19 protein-coding genes are annotated in these 18789 nt (G+C 73.6%); 6 read left to right on the top strand and 13 right to left on the bottom strand.

Going from position 1 to position 18789, the window contains the following annotated elements:
* Positions 1-82: 82 nt before the first annotated feature.
* The 5 genes from BLT52_RS08790 to BLT52_RS08770 all read right to left on the bottom strand — a co-directional run bounded on the left by BLT52_RS08790 (position 83) and on the right by BLT52_RS08770 (position 4833).
* Complete coding sequence (locus BLT52_RS08790) at positions 83-1309, bottom strand: phosphotransferase (protein WP_090592474.1); 1227 nt, start codon at positions 1307-1309, stop codon at positions 83-85.
* Between the two features lie 36 nt (positions 1310-1345).
* Positions 1346-2341, bottom strand: coding sequence for a tryptophan--tRNA ligase (gene trpS / locus BLT52_RS08785; protein WP_231946568.1), 996 nt, complete (start codon positions 2339-2341; stop codon positions 1346-1348).
* Between the two features lie 68 nt (positions 2342-2409).
* Complete coding sequence (locus BLT52_RS08780) at positions 2410-2874, bottom strand: cupin domain-containing protein (protein WP_090592472.1); 465 nt, start codon at positions 2872-2874, stop codon at positions 2410-2412.
* On the bottom strand, positions 2871-4211 hold the full coding sequence (locus BLT52_RS08775; RefSeq protein WP_090592470.1) for a hemolysin family protein: 1341 nt from the start codon (positions 4209-4211) through the stop codon (positions 2871-2873). The genes BLT52_RS08780 and BLT52_RS08775 overlap by 4 nt, the downstream gene beginning before the upstream one ends.
* A 73-nt stretch (positions 4212-4284) precedes the next feature.
* Positions 4285-4833: a uridine kinase family protein gene (locus BLT52_RS08770; protein WP_090592467.1), complete on the bottom strand. Its 549-nt coding sequence runs from the start codon at positions 4831-4833 to the stop codon at positions 4285-4287.
* Between the two features lie 220 nt (positions 4834-5053).
* On the opposite strand from BLT52_RS08770, the gene BLT52_RS08765 reads away from it, so the two are divergent.
* Together BLT52_RS08765 and BLT52_RS08760 are read left to right on the top strand one after the other, a co-directional pair.
* Positions 5054-6043, top strand: coding sequence for a malate dehydrogenase (locus BLT52_RS08765; protein ID WP_090592466.1), 990 nt, complete (start codon positions 5054-5056; stop codon positions 6041-6043).
* Positions 6044-6190: 147 nt separating this feature from the next.
* Complete coding sequence (locus BLT52_RS08760; protein WP_090592463.1) at positions 6191-6499, top strand: hypothetical protein; 309 nt, start codon at positions 6191-6193, stop codon at positions 6497-6499.
* 89 nt (positions 6500-6588) lie between these two features.
* Here BLT52_RS08760 and BLT52_RS08755 read toward each other — a convergent pair whose 3' ends face one another.
* From BLT52_RS08755 to purN, 3 genes are read right to left on the bottom strand one after another with little or no spacing between them, the layout of a single operon-like run.
* On the bottom strand, positions 6589-6870 hold the full coding sequence (locus tag BLT52_RS08755; RefSeq protein WP_090592461.1) for a DUF3017 domain-containing protein: 282 nt from the start codon (positions 6868-6870) through the stop codon (positions 6589-6591).
* A gap of 42 nt (positions 6871-6912) precedes the next feature.
* Entirely contained in the window at positions 6913-8484 is a 1572-nt protein-coding gene (gene purH, locus BLT52_RS08750; protein WP_090592458.1) for a bifunctional phosphoribosylaminoimidazolecarboxamide formyltransferase/IMP cyclohydrolase, read from the bottom strand.
* A 40-nt stretch (positions 8485-8524) separates the two neighbouring features.
* Positions 8525-9154, bottom strand: coding sequence for a phosphoribosylglycinamide formyltransferase (gene purN / locus BLT52_RS08745; protein WP_231946567.1), 630 nt, complete (start codon positions 9152-9154; stop codon positions 8525-8527).
* A 243-nt stretch (positions 9155-9397) separates the two neighbouring features.
* Here purN and BLT52_RS08740 point away from each other — a divergent pair, with 243 nt between their 5' ends.
* A complete protein-coding gene (locus BLT52_RS08740; protein WP_090596511.1) occupies positions 9398-9817 on the top strand; it encodes a VOC family protein in 420 nt (139 codons plus the stop codon).
* A 36-nt stretch (positions 9818-9853) separates the two neighbouring features.
* Here BLT52_RS08740 and BLT52_RS08735 read toward each other — a convergent pair whose 3' ends face one another.
* Positions 9854-11170, bottom strand: coding sequence for a cell division protein PerM (locus BLT52_RS08735; protein ID WP_090592456.1), 1317 nt, complete (start codon positions 11168-11170; stop codon positions 9854-9856).
* A 138-nt stretch (positions 11171-11308) separates the two neighbouring features.
* Between BLT52_RS08735 and BLT52_RS08730 the strand changes: the two genes are divergently transcribed.
* Positions 11309-13081 (top strand): hypothetical protein, encoded by a 1773-nt coding sequence (locus tag BLT52_RS08730; protein ID WP_157677033.1) that lies wholly within the window; start codon positions 11309-11311, stop codon positions 13079-13081.
* Between the two features lie 111 nt (positions 13082-13192).
* Here the strand turns inward: BLT52_RS08730 and sucD are convergent, their stop codons facing one another.
* From sucD to BLT52_RS08715, 3 genes are all read right to left on the bottom strand, one after another.
* The gene (gene sucD, locus BLT52_RS08725; RefSeq protein ID WP_090592451.1) at positions 13193-14083 is read right to left on the bottom strand and encodes a succinate--CoA ligase subunit alpha; all 891 of its coding nucleotides are present in this window, start codon (positions 14081-14083) and stop codon (positions 13193-13195) included.
* A 12-nt stretch (positions 14084-14095) separates the two neighbouring features.
* On the bottom strand, positions 14096-15271 hold the full coding sequence (gene sucC, locus BLT52_RS08720; RefSeq protein WP_090592450.1) for an ADP-forming succinate--CoA ligase subunit beta: 1176 nt from the start codon (positions 15269-15271) through the stop codon (positions 14096-14098).
* A 267-nt stretch (positions 15272-15538) separates the two neighbouring features.
* Positions 15539-16030, bottom strand: a complete 492-nt coding sequence (locus tag BLT52_RS08715) for a cobalamin B12-binding domain-containing protein (protein WP_231946566.1) — start codon at positions 16028-16030, stop codon at positions 15539-15541.
* 207 nt (positions 16031-16237) lie between these two features.
* Here BLT52_RS08715 and BLT52_RS08710 point away from each other — a divergent pair, with 207 nt between their 5' ends.
* Positions 16238-17413, top strand: a complete 1176-nt coding sequence (locus BLT52_RS08710; protein ID WP_090592447.1) for a M23 family metallopeptidase — start codon at positions 16238-16240, stop codon at positions 17411-17413.
* Positions 17414-17758: 345 nt separating this feature from the next.
* Here the strand turns inward: BLT52_RS08710 and BLT52_RS08705 are convergent, their stop codons facing one another.
* Complete coding sequence (locus BLT52_RS08705; protein ID WP_231946565.1) at positions 17759-18250, bottom strand: MarR family winged helix-turn-helix transcriptional regulator; 492 nt, start codon at positions 18248-18250, stop codon at positions 17759-17761.
* Positions 18251-18351: 101 nt separating this feature from the next.
* On the opposite strand from BLT52_RS08705, the gene BLT52_RS08700 reads away from it, so the two are divergent.
* On the top strand, positions 18352-18771 hold the full coding sequence (locus BLT52_RS08700) for a Rid family hydrolase (RefSeq protein WP_090592446.1): 420 nt from the start codon (positions 18352-18354) through the stop codon (positions 18769-18771).
* Positions 18772-18789: the final 18 nt, after the last annotated feature.

Below are 18789 nucleotides of genomic sequence, written 5' to 3'. Positions count from 1 at the left end.
CCCCACGTCGCACCAGCGCGGCGTCGCGGGCGTCCGCGAGGGTCCGCGGGCCTGCGTTGCCGGGGGCCGGCCGTCCAGGGGCTCAGCGGACCTGGCGGACCAGGGCCTCGGCGGCGTCGATGATGAAGGAGGTCTCGCGCTCCCAGTGGGGTTCCTGGCTGCGGTAGGGGCCGGTGGCCAGGGAGATGATCACCGCGGCGGCCCGCAGCCGGAGCTCGGTGGGGTCGACCCGGGTGTCGAAGACGGGCACCCAGCCGGCCAGCAGGGCGCGCACCCGGGCGGCCTGCTCGGTGTTCATCCGCTGCACCGTGGAGAGGTGGGCCACCATGCAGGCCAGGTCGTCCACCCGCCGGCCGGGGCCGATGGTGTCGACGTCGAGGACCCCGACGACCCGGCCGCCGTCGACGTGCACCTGGCCCTCGTGGAAGTCCCCGTGGGTGGGCTCGTCACCGGGGGCGGTGCCGGCCAGACCGGACTGGATCTCGGCGGTGATCCAGTCCAGCCGCCGCTGCTCGCCGGGCATCGCCCGCTGCACCATCACGGTGTAGTGCTGCACCGAGTCCGTCCACGGCGGGCGGCGCTGCAGCTGGCTGACCGCCGCCGGCATCGCGTCCAGCACCCCGATCAGGCGCTCGGCCGACGTCGGCGGGTGCGGGTCGAAGATGGCCTTGGCCAGCGGGCGTCCGGACAGCTCGCGCAGCACCAGCAGGTGGTCGGAGGTGGAGGCGGCCACCGGGGGGGCGGGCACGCCGACCTCGAGCAGCATCAGGTGACGGCGCTCCACCTCGGCGAAGAGCTGCCGACGGAGCACCTTGACGTAGAAGGTCACCGGTCCGCCCGGGGTGGTCACGGTGGCCCGCAGCACCGCCCGGCGGCGCGGGCGGTAGGCGATCATCTCCAGCGCCACCTGCTCCGGACGCACCGGGGAGGGCAGCACCCGGTGCTCGTTCAGCACCTCGGCCATGCCCGCGGGGTAGGCCGCCCGCACCAGCCCGGGCAGGTCGGGGTCCTTGGGGTAGATCCAGACGGCCAGCTGGCGCGACCCGGCGGCGAAGATCTCGGCCCGCTCGTCGCTGGGAGCCGGTCCACCGACCCGGGCGCTCACCCCGAGCAGCTCCTCGCGCCGGCCGAAGGGCCACTGCACGGTGGCGTTGTAGGTGGCGGTGGTGGAGTGCTGGGGGTTGGCGTCGACGTGCTCCATCCGCCAGTCGACCAGCTGGCCGCCGGAGTGCTCCACGGCGGCGCTCAGCAGGTCACCGACGTCGCGTGAGGTCAGCAGCCGCGAACCGTCCGGGTCGTCGCGCTCCATCGCAGCCCCCTCCCCCGTCCTCGTCGCCTCGACCGATCAGCGCAGCAGGCCGACGGCGTCGTACACGTCGGCCAGTGTCTTCGACGCCACCACCCGGGCGCGCTCGGCCCCCTCGGTCAGCAGCCGCTGCAGCTCGGTGCGCTCCTGCATCAGCTCCAGGGTGCGCTCGCGGAACGGGACGACCTCCGCCATCACGGCGTCGGCCACGGCCACCTTGAGGTGGCCGTACATCTTGCCCTCGAAGTCGGCGACGAGCTTCTCCACCGGGTCACCGGTCATCACCGACAGCAGGCTGAGCAGGTTGGACACCCCGGGCTTGGCCTCCTCGTCGTAGGAGATGACGGTGCCGGAGTCCGTCACGGCCGACCTGAACTTCTTGACGTTGACCTTGGGCTCGTCGAGCAGCTCGATGATGCCGGCCGGCGAGGAGGAGCTCTTGCTCATCTTCGAGGTGGGGTCCTGCAGGTCCATGATCTTGCCGACCGACTTCACGATGTGCGGCTCGGGCACCGTGAAGACCTCGCCGTAGCGGTGGTTGAAGCGCTGGGCGAGGTCGCGGGTGAGCTCCAGGTGCTGGCGCTGGTCCTCACCGACGGGCACCCGGTCGGCCTGGTAGAGCAGGATGTCGGCGGCCATCAGGACCGGGTAGGTGAACAGCCCGACGTTGGTCTTGTCGGCGCCGACCTTGGCCGACTTGTCCTTGAACTGGGTCATCCGGCTGGCCTGGCCGAAGCCGGTCAGGCAGCTCAGCACCCAGGCCAGCTGGGCGTGCTCGCCCACGTGGCTCTGGGCGAAGACCGGGGAGCGCTGCGGGTCGATGCCGGCGGCGATGAACTGGGCGGCGCTGCGCAGGGTCCGCTCGGTCAGCTGGGCCGGCTCCACCTCGACGGTCAGCGCGTGCAGGTCGGCCACCCCGTAGAAGGCCTCGTACTCGTCCTGCAGGGCCACCCACTGCCGCAGCGCCCCGAGGTAGTTCCCCAGGTGCAGGGAGTCGGCGGTGGGCTGGGTCAGGGAGAGCACGCGGGCTGGCATGGCCGCCATCATTCCAGGCACGGGCTCGTGGTGCTGCCGGGATCCCCGCGGGCCGGGACGGTCCACGCTCACCCCAGCAGGGTGCTGGCGTGGTCGGTGAACACCTGGGCGGCGCTCCGTCCGGCGGCGAGGGCGGGGTCGTGCAGCGTGGCCACCAGCTGCGCGACGCGGGGCGTCATCACCAGCAGGTAGCGCGCCGGCTCGTCGCCGACCACGCCGAAGGTGTGCGCGACCCCGGCTCGCGCCAGCGCCGCGCCCCCGGGACCCACCTCCACGACGTCGGGGCCGAGCCGGAAGACCATCCGGCCGCTGAGCACGTACCAGGCCTCGTCGTCGGCGTGGTGGACGTGCAGCGGCGCCTGCCAGACCGCACCGCCGTCGGGACCGGGCTCGGCGACCCACTCCACCAGCTCCAGGTCCTCACCGGAGAGCCGTGCCGCCGCCAGCGCCGGGACCACGTCCGGCGACCCGGCGGACGGCGACCCGGCGGACGGCGACCCGGGAGAAGTCTGGTCCCGGTCCCCCGTCGTCACGGCGCCACCTCCGCGGGCTCCTCGGCGGGTGGACGGGTCAGCACGGAGAAGCGCGACGCCCGCCGGCCGTCCACCTCGATCACCCGGAACACCACCGTCACCTCCGCGGACCCGTCCTCGGCCTCGGCCCGCCCGAGCTCGACCTCCAGCTCGTCCTCGGCCCGGGGCAGCCGACCGAGCCGGGCCATGAACCAGCCGGCCACGGTGTCGTAGGGGCCCTCGTCCAGCAGCAGGTCGAACTTCTCGCTGAACTCCTCCAGCGTGGTGAGGCCGTCCACCTCGGTGTCGGCGCTGGCCCGGGCCTCCGGCAGCACCACGTCGTACTCGTCGGTGATGTCGCCGACCAGCTCCTCGACCAGGTCCTCCATGGTGACGATCCCGGCCGTCCCCCCGTACTCGTCGCGCACCACCGCCAGGTGCGCCGAACGCCGTCGCATCTCGGTCAGCGCGGGCAGGATCCGGACGGTGTCGGGGATCGACACCACCGGCCGGGCCAGCTGCTGCACCGCACCACCCCGGGTGGCCACGTCGGGGTCGAAGAGGTCGCGGACGTGGACGAAGCCGACCACGTCGTCGGTGGACTGACCCGTCACCGGGTAGCGCGAGTGGGGGGCGTCGCGGACCTCGCGGACGGCCCGGCTGATCGGGGTGGTGCCGGCCAGGAACTGCACCTCGGTGCGCGGCACCATCACCTCGCGCAGGCTCCGCTCCCCGGCGGAGAAGACCTCGTCCATGATCCGGCGCTCCTCCGGGCCCAGGGTCAGCGAGGTGTGCACCATCGCCCGGATCTCCTCGTCGCTGACCTCCTCGCGGCTGGCCCGCGGGTCCCCGCCGAGCAGCCGCACGGCGATGTTGGTGGAGGCCCCCAGCAGCCAGATCACCGGCCGGGCCAGGGTGGCGATCAGGTCCACCAGCGGAGCCAGCGCCAGGGCGAACCCCTCGGCCCGCTGCAGCGCCAGCCGCTTGGCCGTCAGCTCGCCGAGCACGATCGAGACGTAGGAGATGACCACGGTGATGCCCACCAGCGCGACGGCGTCGGCCACCGCGACCGACAGCCCCATCCCCTGCAGCACCGGTGACAGCTCCCCCTGCAGGGTGGCGCCGCCGAAGGCCGCGGACAGGAAGCCCGACAGGGTCACCCCGATCTGCACCGCGGAGAGGAAGCGGTTGGGGTTGCCGGACAGCCGGGCCACGGTCTGGCCGCGCTTCCCCCGGTGGGACAGGCTCTTGATCTGGCTCTCACGCAGCGACACCAGCGACATCTCCGCGGCGGCGAAGACCCCGCCGACCACGGTGAAGAGCAGGATCAGCGCGATGTTGGCCACGGTCGCGTTCACGCCGTCACGATAGTGGTCGCGGCGTACGCCGGCCCCTGCCGTGGACGCCCGCGCGAAGCCCGGCGCGGCAGGGTCAGCGGCCGTCCACGACCAGGTCGGCGCGCAGGTCCGGACGCTGGCGGGCCCGGTAGGCCTCCTCGCTGGGGATCCAGTCCCGCGACCACTGCTCGCGCCAGGCCGTCTCGCCGTCGCGGGCCAGGGCCCTGGCGTGGCGCACCTCCGCCGGCGCCTCGACCCAGACCAGGACGTCCCAGGGCACCGGGACCGCGGTGTCGGTGGCCGAGACCCCCTCGACCACCACCGGGTGACCCGGCTCGGCCGAGCACCAGCCACCCGGACTTCCGGAGCGCCAGTCCCACCGCCGCCAACGGGCCGGGCGCCCCTCCAGCAGGGGCCGCAGGACCTGGCGGGTGAACAGCCCGTGGTCCCAGGTGGCCACACCCGGGCGGGCGAAGTCGTCCACCCCCACGAGCGCGGCCCCGGGCAGCGCGGCGACCAGCTGCTCGGCCCAGGTCGTCTTGCCCGAGGCGCCCATGCCGTCGACGCCGACCCAGACGGTCCTCCCCGGTGACGCCGCCACCCGGGCGCGCACCTCGGCCAGCGCCTGCTCTCTCGACAGCACGTCGTCCTCCTGCCCGTCCGGCCCCTCGCACCTGCTGCGTGGGGCCGGTGCGCGCCGGCGCCACGCTACCGGCGCGGGTGGGCCGCGACCCGGGCCGCGTACCCGGCGACGCCCCGTGATTGCTAGCGTCAGCCGCGAGCCCGTCACCCGGGCCAGCCCAACCACGCGGGCGGCGACGCCGCCGGGGTCGTGCGCCGGACCGGCGCAGAAGGAGTCAGACGTGAGCAACGCACCCGTCAAGGTGGCCGTCACCGGGGCCGCCGGGCAGATCTGCTACAGCCTGCTGTTCCGCATCGCCAGCGGCTCGCTGCTGGGCCCGGACCAGCCCGTGGAGCTGCGGCTGCTGGAGATCACCCCGGCGCTGAAGGCGCTGGAGGGCGTGGTGATGGAGCTGGACGACTGCGCCTTCCCGCTGCTGAGCGACGTGCAGATCGGCGACGACGCGAACACCGTCTTCGACGGCGTGAACCTGGCCATGCTGGTCGGCGCCCGTCCGCGCACCAAGGGCATGGAGCGCGGTGACCTCCTCGAGGCCAACGGCGCCATCTTCACCGCCCAGGGCAAGGCGCTGAACGACCACGCCGCCGACGACGTCAAGGTGCTGATCACCGGCAACCCGGCCAACACCAACGCCCTGATCGCGATGCGCAACGCCCCCGACATCCCCCAGCACCGCTTCAACGCCCTCACCCGGCTGGACCACAACCGCGCCCTGACCCAGGTCGCGCAGAAGGCCGGCGTCCCCGTCACCGACGTCACCCACATGACGATCTGGGGCAACCACTCCGCCACCCAGTACCCCGACCTGTTCCACACCCAGGTCGGCGGCCGCAACGCCGCGGAGCTGATCGACGACCAGGCCTGGGTCGAGGGCGACTTCCTGCCCACCGTGCAGAAGCGCGGTGCGGCGATCATCGAGGCCCGCGGCTCCTCCTCGGCGGCCTCGGCGGCCAATGCCACCGTCGAGCACATGCGCGACTGGGTGCAGGGCACCCCCGAGGGCCAGTGGGTCTCGATGTCGGTGCCCAGCGACGGCTCCTACGGGGTGCCGGAGGGGATCATCTCCTCCTTCCCCTGCACCGTCAGCGGCGGGGAGTACAGCATCGTCCAGGGCCTGGAGATCGACGAGTTCTCCCGCGGCAAGATCGACGCCAGCGTGGCCGAGCTCATCGAGGAGCGTGACGCCGTCACCTCCCTCGGCCTGATCTGAGCCGACCGGCCGGACGGGTGCGCGGCCCTGGCTCGCACCCGTCCGGGAGGCCGGGAGGACCGACCCCCGGGAGCGTTCACGGATCGGTCCGGCGACTTCCGGTGAGTCCGTGGCCGGACGACCCTCTCGTAGGCCACACTTCCACCCATGAGCAACCCCTACGGCCAGAACCCTGGCGATCCCCAGAACCCCTACAGCGGTCAGCCCGGGGGCGTCCCCGGTGCCGAGGCCCCCGGCATCGGCCTGGCCAAGATCGGCTTCATCCTCGCGGTGATCCCCTGCACGGCCACCATCGGCCTGATCCTCTGCATCGTGGCCGCCGTGCAGTCCAAGAACGCCGGGGTCCCGAACCCCAAGGCCAAGAACGGCATCATCGTCGCCTGCGTCTGGCTGGCCCTGAGCATCATCTTCCAGATCATCGCCGCGGCCATGGGGCTCTACAGCGGCAGCATGTGATCTGACCCTTCCCCGCACAGCAGCACCGAGGGCCGGACGCCACAGGCGTCCGGCCCTCGCTCCGTCCCGACTCGTGCGCGGCCGGCGGTTCAGCGGGACCAGGCGAGCACGGCGATGGCCACCGCTCCCCCGGCCAGCAGCAGGACGTCCACCGCCCGGTGCCGCACCCGCAGCAGCCCGACCGCCCGGGCGGGGGCGACCAGCCGCACCACGGCGCCGAGCCCCAGAGCGGCGGCGCAGACCCACAGCCCGATCCGCCACTCACCCAGGGCGACCACGGCGAGCCCGGCGCAGAAGGCCGCCGTCACCGCCAGCAGCCCGCCGGCGCGCAACGAGCGCGACACCGGCCGGCGCGTCCGCCGCTCAGCCACGTCGCCTCCCCCGCCGCACGCCCGGACCCCGCACCCTCGTGCTCAGTGGAAGAAGTGCCGGGTGCCGGTGAGGTACATGGTCACCCCGGCCGCCTCGGCCGCGGCGACCGTCTCCGCGTCGCGCACCGACCCGCCGGGCTGGACGATGGCCCGCACCCCGGCGTCCAGCAGGATCTGCGGCCCGTCGGCGAAGGGGAAGAAGGCGTCCGAGGCGGCCACCGCGCCCCGGGCCCGCTCGGTCCCGGCCCGCTCGACCGCCAGCCGGCAGGAGTCGACCCGGTTGACCTGGCCCATGCCGATGCCCACCGAGGCCCCGTCGGCGGCCAGCAGGATCGCGTTGGACTTCACCGCCCGGCAGGCCCGCCAGGCGAAGACGAGGTCGGCCAGGGTCGCCTCGTCGGCGGCCTGCCCGGCGGCCAGCGTCCAGGAGGACGGGTCGTCGCCCTCGGCGTCCACGTGGTCCACCTGCTGCAGCAGCAGACCGCCGCTGACCGCCCGCATCTCGGTGTCCGAGCGCGCCCCGACCGGGCAGCGCAGCAGCCGGATGTTCTTCTTGGCGGTCAGCACCGCCAGCGCGCCGTCCTCGTAGTCCGGGGCCACCACGACCTCGGTGAACACCTCGGCGACCTGGCGCGCCATCTCCACCGAGACCGGCCGGTTCACCGCGATCACGCCACCGAAGGCCGAGACCGGGTCGCAGGCGTGGGCCCGGCGGTGGGCCTCGGCGACGTCGGCGCCGACGGCGATGCCGCACGGGTTGGCGTGCTTGATGATGGCCACCGCCGGTGCCTGGTGGTCGGTGGCGGCGCGCAGGGCGGCGTCGGTGTCGACGTAGTTGTTGTACGACATCTCCTTGCCGTGCAGCTGCTCCGCACCCGCGAGCCCCGCCCCTCCCGGGGAGCGGTACAGGGCCGCGCCCTGGTGCGGGTTCTCGCCGTAGCGCAGCACCGAGGCGCGCTCCCAGGTGGCACCGGCGAAGACCGGGAAGGCCTCCTCGTCGGCGGCCCCGAGACCGGAGGAGAACCAGGAGGCGACGGCCACGTCGTAGGCGGCGGTGTGGGCGAAGGCGGCCGCGGCCAGCCGACGTCGCTGGGTCAGGGTGAACCCGCCCTCGGCCAGCGCCGCCACGAGCTCGGGGTACTGGTCCGGTGAGGTGACGATGGCCACCGACGGGTGGTTCTTGGCCGCGCCCCGCACCATCGACGGCCCGCCGATGTCGATCTGCTCGACGCACTCGTCGGGGGTGGCGCCGGAGGCCACGGTCTCGGTGAACGGGTAGAGGTTGCTGACCACCAGGTCGAAGGGCTCCGCACCCAGCGCGGCCAGCTGCTCGCGGTGGCTGGCCAGCCGGCGGTCGGCCAGGATCGGGGCGTGCACCAGCGGGTGCAGGGTCTTGACGCGGCCGTCGAGGCACTCGGCGAAGCCCGTCACCTGCTCCACCGACGTCACCGGCAGCCCGGCCTCGGCCAGGGTGCGTGCCGTGGACCCGGTGGAGACCAGCTCCACCCCCGCCTCGTGCAGCGCCCGGCCGAGCTCGACCAGGCCGGTCTTGTCGTAGACCGACACCAGGGCCCGGCGCAGGGCGATCCGGTCGGGCTGGTCCGTCTGGGTCATCTCGCGTCCCTCTCGCTGGGCGCCCGCAGGCGGCGGGCGTTCACTCGTGCGCCCGGCCGGTGCCGGCCGGGGCGTCGTCGGGGCCGGGGGCCAGGGCGGCCACCGTCTCGACCAGGATCTCCCGCTCGACCACCTTGATCCGCTCGTGCAGCGTCTCCACGGTGTCCTCGTCGAGGACGTCCACCGCCCGCTGGGCGAGGATCGTGCCGGTGTCGACGCCGGCGTCCACCAGGAACACGGTGGCCCCGGTGACCTTCACCCCGTGGGCGAGGGCGTCGCGCGGTCCGTGCATGCCGGGGAAGCTGGGCAGCAGAGCGGGGTGGGAGTTGATGGTGCGGCCGCCGAAGCGTTCCAGGAACGCCGGGCCCAGCAGCTTCATGAAGCCGGCGCAGACCACCAGGTCCGGCTCGTGGGCGGCGGTCTCGGCGGTGAGCCGGGCGTCCCAGGCCGTCCGGTCCGCCCCCCGCTCCAGCGGGACGACGAAGGTCGGCACCCCGGCGGACCGGGCCCGCTGCAGACCGAGGACGCCGTCACGGTCCGCGCCGACCGCCACCACGTGGGCGCCCAGCCGGCCTCCGGCGACGGCGTCCAGCAGCGACTGCAGCAGGGTGCCCGAGCCGGAGACCAGGACCACCAGCCGCAGGGGCCGTCGACTCTCCTCCACCACCACGCGGCGACCCTATCGCCTGGGTCGGGTGGGGCCCTCCGGCGAGGAACGGGCGGACGCCCGGGTCCACCGGTCCGGCGACCCGCCGCAGGTGACCGGGGCCCGGCCCCCACCTCACTGCTGGAGGCCCTGGTCGCGGACCGTCCCGTGGCTACAGTGGTGCGGTACCCGTGGGGCGGAGCCGACCACGTCCTCGAGCCACGCTCCCAGCACGGACCGGCACCACCGAGCCCGGAGGAGCACAGCGTGTTCAGAGGATTCGCCACCGTCAGCTTCTACGCCGACGACCTGGCCGCGGCCCGCGACTGGTACACCGAGGTGCTCGGCACCGAGGCGTACTACGCGTTCCCCGAGCCACCTGCGCCCCCGGCCTACGTCGAGTTCCGGGTCGGCGACGACGGCGACGAGCTGGGCTTCATCGACCGCCGGTACGCGCCGCCGGGCGCGACGCAGCCCCCGGGTGGTGCGGTGGTCTTCTGGCACGTCGACGACCTCACCGCCACGGTCGACGGGCTGCTCGCGATGGGAGCCCACGAGTACGAGCCGATCACCGAGCGGGCGGAGGGGTTCACCACGGCGTCGGTGGTCGACCCCTTCGGCAACGTGCTGGGGGTCATGCACAACCCCCACTACCTCGAGGTGGTCGCCGCCAGGACCGCGCGGTGACGACGCACCCGGCCGCGCTCGCGGTCCGCGGAGCGGTCAGTGGCGACGACCGAGGACGACGGTGCTCTCGGTCTCACCGGCGGTGGTCCGCCGGTGCGGACGGTCGTCGTCGGCGGGCGTCCGCCGGCCCCGCACCCGGGCCACCAGCCAGGCCACGAGGCCGGCCACCAACCCCGCCAGACCCATCACGGTGATGGCCATCACCGCCAGCTCCGGCATCCGCGGACCCAGGTCGACCAGCCTGCCGGTGCCCAGGCTCCCCCGCGAGGTGGCGGCCACCGCGGTGACCAGCAGCCCGCCCGCCACCCCGGCCAGTCCACCGGCCAGGGAGCTGACGTCGGCGCGCACCGGCGGTCGGCGGCCCATCAGCACGAAGGCGGCGACGCCGCCGGCCAGCACGCCGGAGAGCAGCCAGAGCGCGCGCCCCCAGTCACCGACGCCCTCCGCCGGCAGGGCGGCCAGCACCGGGAAGCCCGGCAGCAGGCCCAGCTCGGTGACCATCGGCGAGACCAGCGAGCCGCTGCCCACGGTGAAGCCCGCACCGAGGACGTAGCTGACCGCCCAGAGCACCAGGTTCGGCAGGTAGGCCAGCTGGGCCAGCACCAGCACGGCTGCGGCAGCGGGCTCGGGCGCGGCGGTGCTGGTCATGGCCCAGACGGCGTCGGCGCGCAGCACGACGGCCGCCACCAGCGCCCCGGTGCCGACCAGCGCCATCACGCCGAGGGCGGAGGCCGCGGCGACGGGGAGCCGGCGGGCCCAGCCGGGCAGCCTCCTGGGGGCCGGTACCCGCAGCCCGCGGACGGCCCCCCAGAGGGCGCTCGCCCCGGCCAGCACGGTGCCCCCGCCCAGGCAGCGCGCCACCTGCTCCGGCGTCCCGACCAGCACGGTGACCGCGCACAGCGGCAGCACGTAGGCCACGGTCAGCAGACCGGCCAGACGCAGCGCGGCGGGGAGCCGGTGCGGCACCCCGCGGGGCAGCTGACGGGCGGCGAACCCGGCGACGGTGGAGACCACCAGGACCTGCAGCAGGGTGGGGCCGAGCGGGACCACGGTCCAGCTGCCGGCTCCCAGCGCGGCCCACCCCCCGTGCACGGAGAACCAGAACTGGGTGGCGACCTGGAGCGGGAGGCTCATCGGACCCACCATGTCGGCCAGCCACCCGACCACGACCACGGCGGCGATCACCATCCAGCCGACCGCGCAGGCCGCCACCCCGCCCCCGGTGGCGGCAACCCACCAGGGCATCGACACCTGGTCCTCGTCGGGGTCCCCGACCGGCCGGTCCGTCCCCGCCTCGGTGACGCTGAGGGACAGGGGGACGCGGGTGCGGACGCTGCTGCGAGGACGAGTCATGACCACCTCATCGTCCCCCGGCCCCGCCGTCGGGATCGCCTGACACGCCCGGAGCGGCTAAAGTTTGGCCCCGCGACGAGCCGCTGGATACGCTCGGGCGTTTTGGCCTGGGCCGACGGGCCACTACTGTGGGCTACTTTGATCGAGCAGAAGGGGGAACGCGTGGTCGACCAGGACGCCGGGGGCCACCGGCCACGTCGGGCGCTGTTCTCGACCGACGACGACGACCAGACCCCTCAGGACGCCACGCCACGGACCTCGGAGAGCCCCTCGCGGGCCCGCCGCAGCGCCGAGCCGTGGCCCGATGAGACCGAGGACGCCGCCCCCGCCGCGCAGTCCTTCGCCGGCTCCCTCTCGACCGGGCCGCGCACCCCCGACCCCGTCGCCATCCAGGACGCCGCCCCGCCGGCGCGCGACGTCCGGATCACCACCGCCGAGCAGCACGGACCCGCCTTCACCGCCCCGGCGGCGCAGGGCGAGGGCCTCTCCATCGGCGCCCCCTGGGGACGTCCCGGGCCGGCCCCGGCCGAACCCCGCCCCGCCGTCGCGCCGCACGCCTCCCAGGTCGAGCGCTCCGCCAGCTCGCCGCCGCCGATGTGGCAGGAGCCGCACCGCCACGAGCTGGACCGGAGGACGAGGACGGGGCTGCTGGCCTCGGCCGCCGCCCTGCTCGTGGTCGTCTGCCTCTCCGTCGGCTTCGCCGTCTGGGCCAACCAGCGCCCCCAGGTGACGGCGCCGCCGCCCACCACCGGCACCCCCTCGGCCACGCCGCGGCCCGTGCTCAGCGAGGCCTCGATGATGACCGACGCCGACGCCAGGCTGATCCAGGCCGACGCCGGCTGGAAGGTCTCCCTCGACACCGAGGGCGTCACCGAGGAGTCGCCCCAGGCCACCTGCGTGGTGCGCTCCGAGGCCGGTCTCCCCACGCCGGAGCAGACCCGGCTGCGGACGCTGACCACGGCCAGCGACAAGGGCACCGCGGCGCTGCACCAGGCCGACCTCTTCCCCACCGCCGAGGACGCCCAGCGCGTCTACGAGGCCCGTCTCGGCCAGCTCGGCGGCTGCGCCAAGCAGCCGGCGTGGCTGGCCAGCGGCTGGTCGCCGGTCGAGCTCGGCAACCAGGCCGGCGGCGTGGTGGCCGTGGTCCAGGAGGAGGTGGGGGTGCACCACGCGCTGCTGCTGGTGCGCACCGGCCGGATGGTCAACGTGTTCGACGTCGCCCAGCAGGACTCCGCGGTCCGCTACGACGGCCTGGTGGCCGCCGCGGCCGAGGTCGTGAACAGCCAGTGCGGCCGCACCGCCGGTCGCTGCGCCACCGACGCCGAGTCCCGCCAGAGCATCCCGCCGCTGGGCACCGAGCAGGCCGGCTTCCTGGCCGGCGCCGACGTCCCCCGCATCACGCCCGGTCTGGGCGAGTGGGGTGGCACCCCGGTCGAGTCGGAGTTCAAGGTCGCCACCAGCCGCTGCGAGGGCATGGACCCCTCCACGGTCAGCGGCCCGACCGACCGCGCCAAGGTCACCTACCTGCTGAGCAACGACCCCGAGGCCCCGCAGCCCTTCGGCTTCGACGAGGTCGTGCTGACCATGGAGGACGCCGGGGCGGCCGGTGAGCTGCGGGAGCGCTTCGACCGCTCCGTGCAGGAGTGCGCCGACAACCAGCGCACCGCCGAGGTCTCCGACCGCACCGCGGTCGAGGGCACGGTCGGCCGGTCGAAGATCGCCGGCAGCGCCTACACCGTCACCCAGTCCGCCGGTGACGACGAGAAGGTCCGCTTCCGGATCGCCCTGGTGACCATCGACACCAAGGTGGTCTACCTCGTGCTCCCCGCCGACGAGGACTTCGACTTCGACGACGGCGAGTGGACGGCGCTGGCGCGACGGGCCGCCGAGCGCGCCACCCAGGGCACCTGAGCGCCCTCCTCCCCCGGGCTCGGCGCCCGACCCCTGCGGTCACGGCCCCGCAGCCCGCACGTCGCAGCGGCCCGCACCCCCGAGGGGTGCGGGCCGCTGCGACGTGCGGGGTCAGGCGCTCAGGGAGGCCATGATGTCGCGCATCAGCGAGGCGGTCTCGCTGGGGGTCTTGCCGACCTTGACGCCGGCGGCCTCGAGGGCCTCCTTCTTGGCCGCCGCGGTGCCGGCCGAGCCGGAGACGATGGCGCCGGCGTGGCCCATGGTCTTGCCCTCGGGGGCGGTGAAGCCGGCGACGTAGCCGACGACCGGCTTGGTCACGTTGGCCTTGATGTACTCCGCCGCCCGCTCCTCGGCGTCGCCGCCGATCTCGCCGATCATCACGATGGCGTCGGTGTCGGGGTCGTCCTGGAACGCCTGCAGGCAGTCGATGTGGGTCGTCCCGATGACCGGGTCGCCACCGATGCCGACGGCCGTGGAGATGCCGAAGTCACGCAGCTCGTACATCATCTGGTAGGTCAGCGTGCCGGACTTCGAGACCAGCCCGATCCGTCCGGCGTTGGTGATGCTGGCCGGGATGATGCCGGCGTTGGAGGTGCCGGGGGTGATCAGACCGGGGCAGTTCGGGCCGATCACCCGGGTGCTGCTGTCCTTGGCCAGGCTCCAGATCTCGGCGGTGTCCTTGACGGGGACGCCCTCGGTGATGACGACGGCCAGCGGGATGCCGGCCTCGATGGCCTCCACGGCCGCGGCCTTGGTGAAACGGGCCGGGACGAAGATCACCGAGACGTTGGCCCGGGCCTGCTCGACGGCCTCCGCGACGGTGCCGAAGACGGGGATGGTCACGCCGCCCTCGAAGTCGACCGTCTGGCCGGCCTTCTTGGGGTTCACGCCGCCCACGATGGTGGTGCCGGACTTCAGCATGAGCTGGGTGTGCTTCATGCCCTCGGAGCCGGTCATGCCCTGGACGATGACCCGGGAGTCGGAATTCAGGAAGATAGCCATGTCAGTCGCCCTTCAGCTCGTAGCCAGCTCGGCGGCGCGGCGGGCCGCACCGTCCATCGTGTCGACCTGCTCCAGGCCGGGGAGGTCCGCGTCGGTGAGGATCTGGCGCCCCAGCTCGGCGTTGTTGCCGTCCAGCCGGACGACCAGCGGCTTCACCTGCGCGCCGTGGCCCTTGAGGATCTCGAAGGCCTGGACGATGCCGTTGGCCACCGCGTCGCATGCGGTGATGCCGCCGAAGACGTTGACGAAGACGCTCTTGACCTGGGCGTCACCCAGGATGATCTCCAGGCCGTCGGCCATCACCTCGGCGCTGGCGCCGCCGCCGATGTCGAGGAAGTTGGCCGGCTTGGGGGCGCCGGGGAACTCCTCGCCGGCGTAGGCGACGACGTCCAGGGTGCTCATCACGAGCCCGGCGCCGTTGCCGATGATGCCGACCGAGCCGTCCAGCTTGACGTAGTTGAGGCCCTTCTCCTTGGCCTTCAGCTCCAGCGGGTCGGCCGCGGCGACGTCGTGCAGCTCGGCGTGCTCGGGGTGGCGGAACTCCGCGTTCTCGTCCAGCGTCACCTTGCCGTCCAGGGCCAGGATCGTGCCGTCGGCGGTCTTCACCAGCGGGTTGACCTCGACCAGGGTGGCGTCGCTCTCGACGTAGACCCTGCCCAGGGTGATCAGCACCTCGGCCACCTGGTCGCGGTCGGCCTCGGCGAAACCGGCGGCGGCGACGATCTCGTCGGCCTTGGCGCGGTCGATGCCCACCACCGGGTCCACGGAGACCTTGGCCAGGGCGTCGGGGCGCTCCACGGCCAGCTGCTCGATGTCCATCCCGCCCTCGACGCTGCACATCGCCAGGTAGGTGCGGTTGGCGCGGTCCAGCAGCAGGGAGAAGTAGTACTCCTCGGCGATGTCGGCGCCCTCGGCGACCATCACCTTCTGCACCACGTGGCCCTTGATGTCCAGGCCCAGGATCTGCTCGGCCTTCTCCGCCGCCTCGGCGGGGCTCTTGGCGACCTTGACGCCACCGGCCTTGCCACGGCCACCGGTCTTCACCTGGGCCTTCACCACGACCACGGGGGTGCCGAGCTCGGCCGCAGCCGCCCCCGCCTCCTCCGGCGTGGTGACGGTGATGCCCCGGAGCACCGGTACGCCATGCGCCTCGAACAGGTCGCGCGCCTGGTATTCGTAGAGATCCACGACGATTCCATCCTGATTCCGGGGGCTCTCGCCCCCTGTCCGTCCAGGGCCGGACGTGCCCGTCGGGGCGCGTCCGGCCGAGAGAATCGAGCGCACCCCGCGCGTGGCGGGAGAGTCGGACGGTCCCCACCGGGGACGCCTCGCTCGACGCAGGCGGGCGTCGCTGCTCGGCTGCGTGTGGTCGAGCCTAACGTCCGCACCGGGACGGCGGCCAATGAGCCCACCCGGTGCAGAGGTCTTACCCGACCGGGGACCGGACGGGCCGGCTCACCAGCTCCGGCGGGTCCGGCAGTTCGCCTCGACCCAGGCCACGATGTCGGCCATCGTCGCGCCCGGGGTGAAGATCTGCGCCACCCCCAGCTCGGCCAGCGGCTGCCGGTCGGCCTCGGGGATGATGCCGCCCCCGAAGACCACGATGTCGGTGGCGTCCTCGGCCCGCAGCAGCTCCACCACCCGGGGGAACACGGTCATGTGGGCCCCGGAGAGCACCGAGAGGCCGATGGCGTCGGCGTCCTCGGCCAGCGCGGTGGCCACGATCTGCTCCGGGGTCTGGTGCAGCCCGGTGTAGACGACCTCCATGCCGGCGTCGCGCAGGGCCCGGGCCACGACCTTGGCGCCCCGGTCGTGACCGTCCAGACCGGGCTTGGCCACCACCACCCGGATCGGCGGTCGGCGCACCTCGGAGGACGGCTCGACGGGGCTCGCTGCGGTGTCCTCGACGTCGTCGTCGAGGGGTCCGGCCGGCACGTCGTTGCTCACGTCAGCCACCCTAACCGCGGTCGCCGGGGCGGTCCCGGGGTGACCCGACTCACACGCTTGCGCACAGGACTTGGAGGAGAACCTGAGAATTGCTAAGGTTGCGGCTCAGTCGGGGTCAACGGGGTACAGAGGTCGCTGTCGTCGACCAGGTTGCCCAGGTCCCGAGGCCGTGAGGTACCACCGTTGTCGTCGTTCCGAGGAGAGTGCGTGTCCGCAAGATCGTTCCGCCGGGCCAAGGCTCGCAGGGCGCTCGCCGACGAGTCGCCGACGCCTCCCGCGCCGTCCTCCTCCTCCGGCATCCTCACCCACGGCCTGGCCGCCCTGGCGATCTCCGTCCTCGGCCTCGGGGTCGCCGGCTCGGTCAGCCTCACCTCCGCGGCGCAGTCCAACCAGGTCGACGCCCGCTCCTCCCTCACCGCCGACAGCCCTGACGTCACCCGGGCCGAGCCCGCCCCGCGCGCCGCCGGCCTGAGCAAGGCCAACCAGACCGCCGCCCAGGCGAGCGAGCGCGAGGCCGCCTCCTCCGACGACGCCAGCGACGACGGCGGCACGCTGGACTCCTTCAGCGGCCGCGACAACCGCGAGAGCCGCAACTCCGTCCGGGTCGAGCTGGACAAGGCCATCGCCGCCAAGGAGGTGGCCGAGCGTCAGAGCGAGCTGCTCAAGGTCGACGACAAGGTGGTCACCACCTCCCGCAAGGCGATCCAGGACGACCGGGCCGAGGAGCTCGAGTCGACCACCGAGGCCATCGAGGCCGAGGACGAGCGGATCAAGGCCGAGGAGAAGAAGGCCGCCGAGAAGAAGGCCGCCGAGGAGAAGAAGAAGGCCGAGGAGGAGCGCCGCAAGGCCGAGCAGGCCACGGGCACCCTCGTCAGCGAGAGCCCCACCGAGGACACCGGGACCGCCGAGACCACCTCGGACGAGCCCGACCACGAGTTCGACGCCGCCCAGCTGGGCGCCGGCGGCGGCACCAGCCCCATCTCCGGCGGCAGCTACTCCATCGCCGCCCGCTGGGGTGCGGTCGGCTCCTGGTCGCGCTACCACACCGGCATGGACCTCTCGGCCCCGATCGGCACCCCGATCCGTGCGGCCGCCGACGGCGTCGTGGTGGGCCCCGCCTCGGGCGCCGGCTGGGCCGGCATCCACGTCGTGGTCAAGCACGCCGACGGCAGCCACACGCTCTACGCCCACATGGCCAGCACGGCCGTGAGCCCCGGCCAGCAGGTCAAGGCCGGCACGCTCGTCGGCGTGGTCGGCATGACCGGCCGCACCTTCGGCCCGCACCTCCACTTCGAGTGGTATCCGGCGGGCGCCGCTCCTGGGGACGTCTACTCGTCCAAGGACCCCTACGTCTGGATGCTGGCCCAGGGCGTTCGGCTCTGATGCCTCGCCGCTGACAGCAGCCAGATCGCACAGACACGGCCCCCGCCGAAGAGGTGGGGGCCGTGGTGCGTCTCCGGTCCTCGTCCTGGTGGCCTGCGCCGGCCGGGTGCCGTCGGGGACGGACCGACCCCGGCGGCCCCTTCTCCGGTGGCGCACCCCGGGGACACCGCACGTCGCCGCCCTCGAGGAGCCCCCCTGCTGACCGAGGACGTCCGCACGTTCCTGCGCGACCGGTCCAGCTCAGGGACTCCGTCCTGAACCTGGGGCGAGTGGCCGCGAGTGGTCGTGACCCATGGCGTCCTGACGACCACGAGCGGCGAGTCGCCCCGCAACCGGGCGGCAGGGTCAGGTGGGCCAGGCGGAGTCACGGAGCTTGCCCGCGATGCGGGCCAGGGCCCGCTGCTCCGTGACCGACAGGTGGTCCAGCACCAGCAGGCGCACCGCCCGCAGGTGCACGGGGGCGGCCTGGACCACCGCCTCGTACCCGGCTTCGGTGAGGGCAGCGAGGGTGTAGCGGCCGTCGTCGGGGTCGGGCGAGCGCTCCAGCCAACCCCGCTGCTCCAGCCGCTTCACCACGTTCGACAGCCGCGAGAGCGACCCGTTGGCCAGGAAGGCCAGCTCACCCATCCGCAGCCGGCGCCCGGGGGCCTCCGAGACGTGGCTGAGCGCCAGGTACTCGAACAGCGTCATGCCGCTGGCCGCACGGAGCGGCGCCTCCAGACGTCCGGGCAGCAGCAGCATGAGGGAGGCCAGCCCGCTCCAGGCCTCCTTCTCCCCCGCGTCGAGCCACCGCACCGGCTCGCGACCGCCGGCGTCGGGCCCCTGGTCGTCGTCCACGGGCGCCACCCTAGGCCGCACCCGGCCTTGACTTCAAGGATGAAGCACGTAGTCTCGGTTCCAGTTCATCCTTGAAGTCACATCACGAAGGACACCCCGCCATGCCCCAGCCCCAATTCCTGCTCACGCCCGGTTACGGGCAGCGCCACCGGGACCTGCTCCACTACAGCCAGGCCGTCCGCATCGGCGACCGCGTCGAGACCTCCGGCCAGGGTGGCTGGGACGACCAGACGCAGCTGCCCGAGCGCCTCGAGGACGAGATCGTGCAGGCCTTCGACAACGTCGAGCGCACGCTGGCTACCGCCGGGGCCGGCTGGCCGGACGTGGTGTCGATGACCACCTACCACCTGGCCGAGGGCGAGGCGATCGGTGACAGCCACAACCGGGTCCTGGTGGAACAGCTCCGGGCCCGGATGGGTGACCGCGCCCCCATCTGGACCCAGGTCGGCGTGACCGCGTTCGGCCTGGCGGGGATGCGGATCGAGATCGCCGTCACCGCCTACCTCGGTCAGGAGTCCTGACCCGGACCCCGGTCACCG

It is taken from the genome of Auraticoccus monumenti (assembly GCF_900101785.1).
Taxonomy (GTDB): Bacteria; Actinomycetota; Actinomycetes; order Propionibacteriales; family Propionibacteriaceae; genus Auraticoccus; species Auraticoccus monumenti.
The sequence above is the reverse complement of the archived record's forward strand: the minus strand, read 5'-3'. Positions and strand labels throughout refer to the sequence as shown.

Coding starts and splice junctions, on each gene's coding strand:
- BLT52_RS08790 (WP_090592474.1), bottom strand. CDS start 1,309: ATGGAGCGCGACGACCCGGACGGTTCGCGGCTGCTGACCTCACGCGAC.
- trpS (WP_231946568.1), bottom strand. CDS start 2,341: ATGCCAGCCCGCGTGCTCTCCCTGACCCAGCCCACCGCCGACTCCCTG.
- BLT52_RS08760 (WP_090592463.1), top strand. CDS start 6,191: ATGAGCAACCCCTACGGCCAGAACCCTGGCGATCCCCAGAACCCCTAC.
- BLT52_RS08735 (WP_090592456.1), bottom strand. CDS start 11,170: ATGACTCGTCCTCGCAGCAGCGTCCGCACCCGCGTCCCCCTGTCCCTC.
- sucD (WP_090592451.1), bottom strand. CDS start 14,083: ATGGCTATCTTCCTGAATTCCGACTCCCGGGTCATCGTCCAGGGCATG.
- BLT52_RS08700 (WP_090592446.1), top strand. CDS start 18,352: ATGCCCCAGCCCCAATTCCTGCTCACGCCCGGTTACGGGCAGCGCCAC.
- purH (WP_090592458.1), bottom strand. CDS start 8,484: ATGACCCAGACGGACCAGCCCGACCGGATCGCCCTGCGCCGGGCCCTG.